This window comes from Stappia sp. (assembly GCF_048261845.1).
Classification (GTDB): Bacteria; Pseudomonadota; Alphaproteobacteria; order Rhizobiales; family Stappiaceae; genus Stappia.
The window spans coordinates 1-8,395 of the sequence record NZ_JBLXFR010000100.1; the positions used below are offsets into that span (position 1 = coordinate 1).

Below are 8,395 nucleotides of genomic sequence, written 5' to 3' on the forward strand. Positions count from 1 at the left end.
GTCGGAAGGCGGCGTTACCCCAGAGCACGCGCCCGGTCGCATCGCAGCGCCAGATCGGGTAGGGCGCCCGGGCAGAGGCGGCATCCGGATTTGCATCGGCAACCGGCGCATCTGCGGCCGGGCCTTTCCCGCCGTGACCGACCGTCGCCGCGTTCGGGCCGCGCGCTGCGCCCGTCCGCGCCGCAACTTCGGGCCATCGCGCCAGCGCATAGGCCGTAAGACCCGCCGCACCGCTTGCGAAAGCTGCGGTCAACCCTTCGAAGACGCCGAAAACCGCCATGACTCCGTCACCTCCCCGGTGGAGTCTTGTCAATATTGGTTAACGCCGTGTTAATGATCCGCGCGTCAGACGGCGATGGGGCGGTTGACCCCCATCTCGGCCTCGGTCAGAGGCGGCGCCTCGAGCCTCGAGCGGGGCCAGACCGCCTCGACGATGGCGCCGACGCGGGCCATGCCCGACACGCCGGCCTTGGGATCGCCGCCGTTGGCAAAGCTCATTTCGGCCCCTGTCCGTTCAAGCAGCGTCTTGGCGATGAACAGCCCCAGGCCCATGCCTTCGTATTCGGGACGGGCGGCATTGGGCTCGCGCGGGGCGCCGCGGCGGTTGCGCACGAAGGGTTCGCCGATGCGGCCGATCACGTCCGGCGGGTAGCCCGGGCCGTCGTCGATGATGCGGATCGAGATCTCGGTTTCGCTCCAGCTTGTCTCGACGAAGATCGTGTCACCGGCGAAGTCCACCGCGTTCTGGATCAGGTTGCGCAGCCCGTGGATCAATTCGGGCCAGCGCATGATCTCTGGCTGTGCCGCCGCGCTTCCAGGCAGGGGGGCGTCGTCGAAGACGATGGTCTTGCCGCGGCCCTGGTGAGGCTCCGCCGCCTCGCGGATCAACGCCGACAGCGGCGCGCGATGCAAGTGCAGGTCGTCCTTGCCGGCGCGGCCCATGGACCGCAGGATGTCGCGGCAGCGATCCGCCTGCTCGCGGATCAACGCCGCGTCCTCGCGCAGGTCGGCACGATCCTCCAGCTCTTCCATCAGCTCGGCACTGGTCAGCTTGATCGTCGCCAGCGGGGTGCCGAGTTCATGCGCCGCGGCAGCGACGACGCCGCCCAGATCGGTCAACTTCTGTTCGCGCGCCAGAGCCATCAGCGTGGCATGCAGCGCGTCCGACATGGCGTGCATTTCGGTCGCGATCTTGCGCGAGTAAAGCGCAAGAAAGATGACCGCGATGATGATCGCGACCCAGTTGCCGTAAAGAAAGACATCGGCGACGCGCAGCTCGAATCCCTCGCGGGTCTGCAACGGTTCGTGGTAGCGCAGCAGCACGCTGACCAGCAGGATCGCGACGCTGGCGATGAAGATCGTGGCACGCAGGCTAAGCGCCGCCGCCGCCACCGTGACCGGGCCGACGATGAGAACCGAGAACGGATTGTGCAGCCCGCCGGTCAGGTAGAGCAGCGCGCCAAGCTGCAGAAGATCGAAGGTGACCATCGCCAGGTTCTCGGTCTCGGACAGGCGCTTGTTCTCGGGGAAGACGAAGAAGGTGACGATATTGCCGATCACCGACAGGCCGATCACCGCGAAACAAAGACGGAGGTCGAGCGTCAGGTCATAAAGCGCTTGCGCCACCAGCACCGCGCCTAGCTGACCGGCGATGGCGACCCAGCGAAGGCGGACCATCGTGCGCAAGCGAATCCAGTTGCCGCGCTGTTCGCCGGTAATGTGGTCAAGGTCGCTTTCGGCCATCTGCGCGTCCATGTCTCGTTGCAACTCGGGATCGAAGTGCTAAGTCTCCGCCAATCCGCGGGCAATGCCAAGCGCCCGCATCCGACGCGGAAGGCGCAACCATGACCCGAACCCTCTCCATTATTGCCGCGCTGGTCCTTGCCGCGGTGCTTGCCGGGGCCTGGCTCCTGATGATGCGCAGCGGCCCTGGCGACAACGCCCAGTGCCGTGAAGGCACGATCGCCGGCGGTGGCGATCAGATCGGTGGCCCTTTCACGCTGGTTGACGAGACCGGGGCCACGGTCACCGATGCCGAGGTCATCGACCGCCCGGCGCTGGTCTACTTTGGCTATGCCTTCTGTCCGGACGTTTGCCCGATGGACCTTGCGCGCAATGCCGAGGCGGTCGATCTGCTGGCGGCCCGCGGCCACGAGGTAAAGCCGGTGTTCATCTCGGTCGATCCTGACCGCGACACGCCGGAATATCTCGGGGAATACACCGAGAATCTGCACGAGCGGATGATCGGTCTGACCGGTACGCCCGAGCAGGTGAAGGCGGCGGCGCAAGCCTATCGCGTCTACTACAAGAAGCAGGACAGCGAAGAAAACGACGAGTATTACATCGTCGATCACACGACCTTCAGCTACCTTGTCACTCCGGAGGACGGCTTTCTCGAGTTCATTCGACGCGACGAAACGCCAGAGCAGGTAGCCGACAAGGTCTCTTGCTATCTTAACGCGCGGTGAGTGGTTTGACGCCACAGCCCGGCCACGGCAGTATGCGCCCGGCGCGGGATACCCGCGCAGGAGGAATGAAGATGTCCACAGAGCAGCAAGCGCTTGGCGAGGATCGCAGCATCCTGCTGGTCGACGACGACGAGGCCTTTCTCAAACGCCTGGCCAAGGCGATGGAAAAGCGCGGGTTCAGTGTCGAAACGGCCGGGTCCGTTGCTGCCGGCAAGGCCATTGCCACGGCGCGCCCGCCGGCCTTCGCGGTCTGCGACCTGCGGCTGGGCGACGGCAACGGCCTAGACGTGGTGGAGGTGCTGCGCGAGAGGCGACCGGATTGCCGCGTCGTGGTCCTGACCGGTTATGGCGCCATCGCCACTGCCGTCGCGGCTGTCAAGATCGGCGCGATCGACTACCTGTCGAAACCAGCGGATGCCAATGACATTGTCAACGCCCTTCTCGCCAGCGAGGACGAGCTGCCGCCGCCGCCCGACAACCCGATGAGCGCCGACCGCGTGCGCTGGGAACATATCCAGCGTGTCTACGAGCTGTGTGACCGCAATGTCAGCGAAACTGCGCGCCGCCTGAACATGCACCGCCGCACCCTGCAGCGCATCCTCGCCAAGCGTTCGCCGCGCTAACGCAGGTCGTAGCGCAGCCGGAGATACGGCGCGGCGTCGCGCAGCGCCTCGAACCCCCGGCTCTGGTAGTAGGTCAGCGCCTTGGTGTTGTCCGCGCGGACCCGCGCCTCCAGCCAGTCGAAGCCAGCATCGCGCGCTGCCGCGCGAGTGGCCTTGAACAGTGTCGATCCCGCCTCGATTGCGAGATTTCCAGAGATCGTGAAGCTGATGATCCCGGCACCTGCGCCGACCTCGGGTATCGGCGCAATGCATTGAAAGCCAAGGATAATCCCGTGCTCATCTTCCACGAGGTGGCAGAGGGTGCCGTGCGCATCAAGCTGCGCGCGCATGGCTTTTTTCGCCGCCACCGCGTCGCCCGCTGTTTCAAGCACCTCGGCCAGCGCGCGTGCGTCGAAGGGCCCGGCGCGGCGGACTGTCAGCCTCACATCTCGTCCAGCAACGCGTTGAGCCGTGCGGTATAGGCCGCGCGCCCCTCGACCGGCGGGCGCAGGCGAATGCCGAGGTCCGCGCCGACCGCTTCGGGCGGACGCAGGAAAAAGCGGTCGGCCTCGGCCTCGCTGAAGCCCGCGATCGCGACCGCTTCCATCCAGGCGCTGATACGGTCGGCCTTCTTGATCTGCCGCTTGACCGCCACCGGCAGGGCTGCCGGCAGTCCGAAGCGCAGGTGAATCGCCGCGTTGAGCCGCTCGTCGAGCGCGCCGTAGCCCGGCCCGACGGCATCCTTGACCGGCGAAATCATGTCGCCGATCACGTACTCCGGCGCATCGTGCAGCAACGCCGCAAGGTGCCATTTCACCGGCGCCTTCGGGTTCAGCCGCGCGTAAAGGTCCAGCACCAGCAGCGAATGTTCGGCGACCGAATAGGCGTAGTCGCCGCGGGTCTGCCCGTTCCAGCGCGCGACGAAGGCAAGGCCATGGGCGATGTCCTCGATCTCGATGTCCACGGGCGTCGGGTCGAGAAGGTCGAGCCGGCGACCGGAAAGCATGCGCTGCCACGCGCGAGGGGGTGTTGCCATAATGCCTCAGCCTGTTGCGCTGCCACGTTTTCGCCACATTCTGGGAGCAGCATGATTTCCACAGACCGCATGCTGCCGATGCAACGCAACAAGTTGACTTCCGGGTCAGCAGCCGTGTGGTCTGGACGACAAGGGGGGGCACGTTTCTCTCCCTGCGTGCCCCCTTACCTTCAATGTCCTATCGAAAGGAGCTTGCCATGTTCAAGCATCTTGTCCTTGCGACCGTATTGATGGGTGTCTTGAGCGCGGCACAGCCAGCATGGGCGGCGAAATGCGCCCTCCGCGATACCGTGGTCGAACGCCTGTCCAACAAATACTCCGAGCAACTGACCGCCGGCGGCCTTCAGTCCTCGCCGATCCTGACCACCATGGTCGAGGTCTGGGCCTCGGAAGAGACCGGCACCTTCACGGTGATCCTGACCAACCCCGAAGGGGTGAGCTGCATCCTTGCCGCCGGCACCGACTGGTTTACCGAACCGGCAAAGGAAGCCCTGCCCGGCACACCAAGCTGACTTGGGCGTGACCGCGTTCCGACACGGGACGCTTGCGCGCCATTGTCGATGCTGGAAGAAAATGATACGGCCCTGCGCGACCCTCAATTCAAGGACGCGCTACATGGCCGACGACTACTTCATCAAGGACATCAACCTTGCCGATTACGGACGCAAGGAACTGACCATCGCAGAGACCGAGATGCCCGGCCTGATGGCGCTGCGCGAAGAGTACGGCGACGAAAAACCCCTGAAGGGCGCCCGCATCGTCGGCTCGCTTCACATGACGATCCAGACCGGTGTGTTGATCGAAACCCTCGTCGCCCTGGGCGCCGACGTGCGCTGGGCTTCTTGCAACATCTTTTCGACCCAGGACCACGCCGCCGCGGCTATTGCCGCCTCGGACATCCCGGTCTTCGCCGTCAAGGGCCAGACCCTCGAAGAGCATTGGGACTACCTCGACCGCTCGTTCCAGTTTCCCGAAGGCGCGAACCTGATCCTCGACGACGGCGGCGATGCGACGCTCTACGTCCTGCTCGGCGCGCGCGCCGAGGCCGGTGAAGAGATTATCCCGGTGCCGCAATCGGAAGAAGAGGCTGCCATCAAGGCGCAGATCGAAAAGCGCATGAAGGCCTCGCCCGGTTGGTTCACCAAGACTCGCGACGCGATCCGCGGCGTGTCCGAGGAAACCACCACCGGCGTCAACCGCCTCTATCAACTCGTCAAGGAAGACCGCCTGCCCTTCCCGGCGATCAACGTCAACGACAGTGTCACCAAGTCGAAGTTCGACAACAAGTACGGCTGCAAGGAGAGCCTTGTCGACGGCATCCGCCGTGCTACCGACACGATGATGGCCGGCAAGGTCGCCGTTGTCTGCGGCTACGGCGATGTCGGCAAGGGCAGCGCCGCCTCGCTGCGTGGCGCTGGCGCCCGCGTCAAGGTGACCGAGGTTGATCCGATCTGCGCGCTCCAGGCCGCGATGGACGGCTTCGAGGTCGTGCTGCTGGAAGACGTGCTCGGCAGCGCCGACATCTTCATCACCACCACCGGCAACAAGGACGTCATCCGCATCGAGCACATCCGCGAGATGAAGGACATGGCGATCGTCGGCAACATCGGCCACTTCGACAACGAAATCCAGGTCGCGGCGCTGAAGAACCACAAGTGGACCAACATCAAGGAACAGGTGGACATGATCGAGATGCCGAACGGCAATCGCATCATCCTGCTGTCCGAGGGCCGCCTGCTGAACCTCGGCAATGCCACCGGCCACCCGTCCTTCGTGATGAGCGCCTCCTTCACCAACCAGGTGCTGGCCCAGATCGAGCTGTGGAAGAACGCCGAGAACTACGAGAACAAGGTCTACATCCTGCCCAAGCATCTCGACGAGAAGGTCGCGCGCCTGCATCTGGATCGCATCGGCGTCAGATTGACCAAGCTCGACCCCGAGCAGGCCGCCTATATCGGCGTCTCGCCCGAGGGTCCGTTCAAGCCCGAGCACTACCGCTACTGACCGTCGCGCCCGGGCGGCGCGCAGTTTTCTTCTTTGTGGGGCAGGCGATTCTGTTTAGGGTCGCAGACATTGCCTAGGCCGGCGCGCGTCAGCGCGCGCCGGCGGAACATCCAGGGAGAAGAAAATGGGTAAGAGGGACGACCTGATCGCGAAATACGCCGATGATCTGCGCAACAAGTGCGGCATGACCCCCGATATGGACCTGCTGACCAAGGTGACGATCGGCTGCGGTCCGGCGATCTACAACGACGATGCCTCGACGGTTGCCGGCTCGCAATCGCATGAGCTCGAGACCATCAAGGACAACTTCCTCGTCAAGAAGCTGGGCCTCGCGGACGGCCCGCAGCTGATGGATGCGATCAATTCGACCATCGAGACCTATGGCCGCTCGGAGCGCAACAAGTATCGCGCCGTCGTCTACTACATGCTGACCAAGCATTTCGGCAAGGAGTCGGTCTACGGCTGATGGCCACAGTGGCATGGGGAAAGAGTTGAACGCGCCCGCCGTCACCGGCGGGCGTTTCGCATTTGAAGGGCTTTATCGGCACTTGCAGTTTGCCGCAGGGCCCATTGCAGGCTATCACCGTGCAGTCAGGCTAGGACGGCCCGACCCGAGATCATGAGATGCGTGGGTGGAACACGCGGGGTGACGAAGGGTTCGGGCGTGTTGCGTTCGAACCCTTCGCTTTTTCGTGCCTCAGAACGCCGCCAGAACCAGGCCAATGATGACGCAGCCTATGGTCGCATAGCCGCCGTCGATTAGCGTCAGCCGGAAGGGCCGCCCGCCGAAGGCGTTGTTGGCGGCGATCCAGGGTGAGGCGATGAACAGCCCCAGGCCAAGACCCGCGACCAGTCCCTTGCCGATCGTGTCGATCCCCCCGAGTTCGAAGATGTGGCGCATCATCCCGGCCACGACCAGCGCCGTGCCCGCGGCGACCAGGTAGGGCACCTTGTCGTCGGAATTTGTTGGCCGTCCATCGGGGCCGACCTCGACGTTCGCGGCCGCCATCCAGGGTCTCGCCAGCGTCATGTACCAGATCGCCCCGAAGGCGTAAGAGGCCGCAGCGGCGGCCAGCACGTTCAGAATTTCCATGGTCCGTCCCTTTTTCCTGTCCCGATGCGAGCATCGCAAGACAAGGGGCGCTTGGCCAGAACGAACCGCCTCAGGGTGCGGTGCCGCCCATCTCGCAGATCAGCCGCCACTCGGTCTCACCGACCGGTTGCACAGAAAGGCGGGAGTTACGCAGCAAAAGCATTTCAGACAGCCGTGGCTCGGCCTTGATCTGCTCAAGCGTGACAGGGCTTTCCAGCGATTTCACAGCCCGGATATCGACGCATTCCCAGCGCTCGTCGTCTGTGGTGCTGTCTGGATGCGCCTCGGCGATCACCTCGACGATACCGACGACCGCTTTCTCCTTTTGCGAATGGTAGAAAAAGCCGCGGTCCCCGATACTCATCTCGCGCATGAAGTTGCGGGCCTGGTAGTTGCGCACGCCGTCCCATTCTTCGCCCGCGTTGCCCCGGTCGAGCTGGTCTTGCCAGCCCCAGGTCGAGGGTTCGGATTTGAACAGCCAATAGCGCATCAGCCGATGACCCGGTTCCAGCGGATAAGCTGCACGTCGCGGAACAGGCCGGCGCGGCAATAGGGATCGTCGGCTGACCATTCCGCCGCCGCCTCGAGGTCCGTGCAATCCAGCACGATGAGCGAGCCGATCATCTCACCGTCGTCGTCCAGCAGCGGGCCGGCTTGCTGAACGATCCCGGTATCCTCGATGTATTTCAGGTGTTGCTCACGCGTGTCCTTGCGGATCTGAAGCGCGTCGGGCTTGTCATAGGCGATCAGGGCCACCAGCATTCATTCTTCCTTCAATGGGCGCGAGAGCAGCATATCCATCGCCTCGCGCACTTGCAATTTGCCTGAGATCAGCGCCACGACCGCATCCGTGATCGGCATGTCGAGCGCCATGCCGCGCGCCTGTTCGGCGACGGCCCGCGCCGTGGCCGCGCCCTCAACCGTGATCGACGAGTCAAAGCCTTCGCCGCGGCCTATGGACAGACCGTATAGGTAGTTGCGCGACTGCTCCGAGGTGCAGGTCAGCGCCAGGTCGCCGAAACCGGACAGGCCAGACAGCGTTTCCGGCCGCCCTCCCAGTTCCAGCGCCATGCGCCGAACCTCGGCATAGCCGCGCGTCATCACCGCGGCGCGGGCGCTCTCGCCCAGGCCCGCCCCGATGGCGGGGCCACAGGCGGGGGGGGTCACGGTCTTGGGCGGCCCCCCAAGCTGG

The 8,395-nt window shown here is 64.5% G+C and carries 13 protein-coding genes; 5 read left to right on the forward strand and 8 right to left on the reverse strand.

All coding sequences use genetic code 11. From position 1 onward, the window contains the following. Both ACN0T5_RS20705 and regB read right to left on the reverse strand, forming a co-directional pair. On the reverse strand, positions 1-280 hold a 280-nt coding region (locus tag ACN0T5_RS20705), incomplete at its 3' end, for a hypothetical protein (RefSeq protein WP_417770500.1). A 65-nt stretch (positions 281-345) separates the two neighbouring features. After that, positions 346-1,743 (reverse strand): sensor histidine kinase RegB, encoded by a 1,398-nt coding sequence (regB, locus tag ACN0T5_RS20710; RefSeq protein ID WP_417770501.1) that lies wholly within the window; start codon positions 1,741-1,743, stop codon positions 346-348. A 101-nt stretch (positions 1,744-1,844) separates the two neighbouring features. On the opposite strand from regB, the gene ACN0T5_RS20715 reads away from it, so the two are divergent. Both ACN0T5_RS20715 and ACN0T5_RS20720 read left to right on the forward strand, forming a co-directional pair. After that, on the forward strand, positions 1,845-2,468 hold the full coding sequence (locus ACN0T5_RS20715; RefSeq protein ID WP_417770502.1) for an SCO family protein: 624 nt from the start codon (positions 1,845-1,847) through the stop codon (positions 2,466-2,468). Positions 2,469-2,533: 65 nt separating this feature from the next. Continuing rightward, positions 2,534-3,091 (forward strand): ActR/PrrA/RegA family redox response regulator transcription factor, encoded by a 558-nt coding sequence (locus ACN0T5_RS20720; protein WP_417770503.1) that lies wholly within the window; start codon positions 2,534-2,536, stop codon positions 3,089-3,091. On the opposite strand, the gene ACN0T5_RS20725 is transcribed toward ACN0T5_RS20720, so the two are convergent. Continuing rightward, positions 3,088-3,516 (reverse strand): GNAT family N-acetyltransferase, encoded by a 429-nt coding sequence (locus ACN0T5_RS20725; RefSeq protein ID WP_417770504.1) that lies wholly within the window; start codon positions 3,514-3,516, stop codon positions 3,088-3,090. The two genes, ACN0T5_RS20720 and ACN0T5_RS20725, sit on opposite strands and share 4 nt — an antisense overlap. Further along, positions 3,513-4,106, reverse strand: a complete 594-nt coding sequence (locus ACN0T5_RS20730; RefSeq protein ID WP_417770505.1) for an HD domain-containing protein — start codon at positions 4,104-4,106, stop codon at positions 3,513-3,515. Before ACN0T5_RS20730 ends, ACN0T5_RS20725 begins: the two co-directional genes overlap by 4 nt. Before the next feature lie 197 nt (positions 4,107-4,303). Between ACN0T5_RS20730 and ACN0T5_RS20735 the strand changes: the two genes are divergently transcribed. The 3 genes from ACN0T5_RS20735 (at position 4,304) to ACN0T5_RS20745 (ending at position 6,576) form a co-directional block, all read left to right on the forward strand. Continuing rightward, positions 4,304-4,618 carry a hypothetical protein gene (locus ACN0T5_RS20735; protein ID WP_417770506.1) on the forward strand — a complete coding sequence of 105 codons (315 nt, stop codon included), beginning with the start codon at positions 4,304-4,306 and terminating at the stop codon, positions 4,616-4,618. A gap of 103 nt (positions 4,619-4,721) precedes the next feature. Beyond that, a complete protein-coding gene (gene ahcY, locus ACN0T5_RS20740; protein ID WP_417770507.1) occupies positions 4,722-6,110 on the forward strand; it encodes an adenosylhomocysteinase in 1,389 nt (462 codons plus the stop codon). Positions 6,111-6,234: 124 nt separating this feature from the next. Beyond that, complete coding sequence (locus ACN0T5_RS20745) at positions 6,235-6,576, forward strand: DUF2853 family protein (RefSeq protein ID WP_417770508.1); 342 nt, start codon at positions 6,235-6,237, stop codon at positions 6,574-6,576. 231 nt (positions 6,577-6,807) lie between these two features. On the opposite strand, the gene ACN0T5_RS20750 is transcribed toward ACN0T5_RS20745, so the two are convergent. The 4 genes from ACN0T5_RS20750 to ACN0T5_RS20765 form a co-directional block, all read right to left on the reverse strand. Further along, positions 6,808-7,203, reverse strand: coding sequence for a DUF1761 domain-containing protein (locus ACN0T5_RS20750; protein WP_417770509.1), 396 nt, complete (start codon positions 7,201-7,203; stop codon positions 6,808-6,810). Between the two features lie 70 nt (positions 7,204-7,273). Further along, on the reverse strand, positions 7,274-7,693 hold the full coding sequence (locus ACN0T5_RS20755) for an EVE domain-containing protein (RefSeq protein ID WP_417770510.1): 420 nt from the start codon (positions 7,691-7,693) through the stop codon (positions 7,274-7,276). Beyond that, positions 7,693-7,965, reverse strand: coding sequence for a YciI family protein (locus ACN0T5_RS20760; RefSeq protein ID WP_417770511.1), 273 nt, complete (start codon positions 7,963-7,965; stop codon positions 7,693-7,695). Before ACN0T5_RS20760 ends, ACN0T5_RS20755 begins: the two co-directional genes overlap by 1 nt. Continuing rightward, positions 7,966-8,395: NAD(P)H-dependent glycerol-3-phosphate dehydrogenase (locus ACN0T5_RS20765; RefSeq protein WP_417770512.1), on the reverse strand; the 430-nt coding region annotated here is incomplete at its 5' end. It abuts the gene before it with no gap.

Coding starts and splice junctions, on each gene's coding strand:
- regB (WP_417770501.1), bottom strand. CDS start 1,743: ATGGCCGAAAGCGACCTTGACCACATTACCGGCGAACAGCGCGGCAAC.
- ACN0T5_RS20715 (WP_417770502.1), top strand. CDS start 1,845: ATGACCCGAACCCTCTCCATTATTGCCGCGCTGGTCCTTGCCGCGGTG.
- ACN0T5_RS20720 (WP_417770503.1), top strand. CDS start 2,534: ATGAAGATGTCCACAGAGCAGCAAGCGCTTGGCGAGGATCGCAGCATC.
- ACN0T5_RS20730 (WP_417770505.1), bottom strand. CDS start 4,106: ATGGCAACACCCCCTCGCGCGTGGCAGCGCATGCTTTCCGGTCGCCGG.
- ACN0T5_RS20735 (WP_417770506.1), top strand. CDS start 4,304: ATGTTCAAGCATCTTGTCCTTGCGACCGTATTGATGGGTGTCTTGAGC.
- ahcY (WP_417770507.1), top strand. CDS start 4,722: ATGGCCGACGACTACTTCATCAAGGACATCAACCTTGCCGATTACGGA.
- ACN0T5_RS20745 (WP_417770508.1), top strand. CDS start 6,235: ATGGGTAAGAGGGACGACCTGATCGCGAAATACGCCGATGATCTGCGC.
- ACN0T5_RS20750 (WP_417770509.1), bottom strand. CDS start 7,203: ATGGAAATTCTGAACGTGCTGGCCGCCGCTGCGGCCTCTTACGCCTTC.
- ACN0T5_RS20755 (WP_417770510.1), bottom strand. CDS start 7,693: ATGCGCTATTGGCTGTTCAAATCCGAACCCTCGACCTGGGGCTGGCAA.
- ACN0T5_RS20760 (WP_417770511.1), bottom strand. CDS start 7,965: ATGCTGGTGGCCCTGATCGCCTATGACAAGCCCGACGCGCTTCAGATC.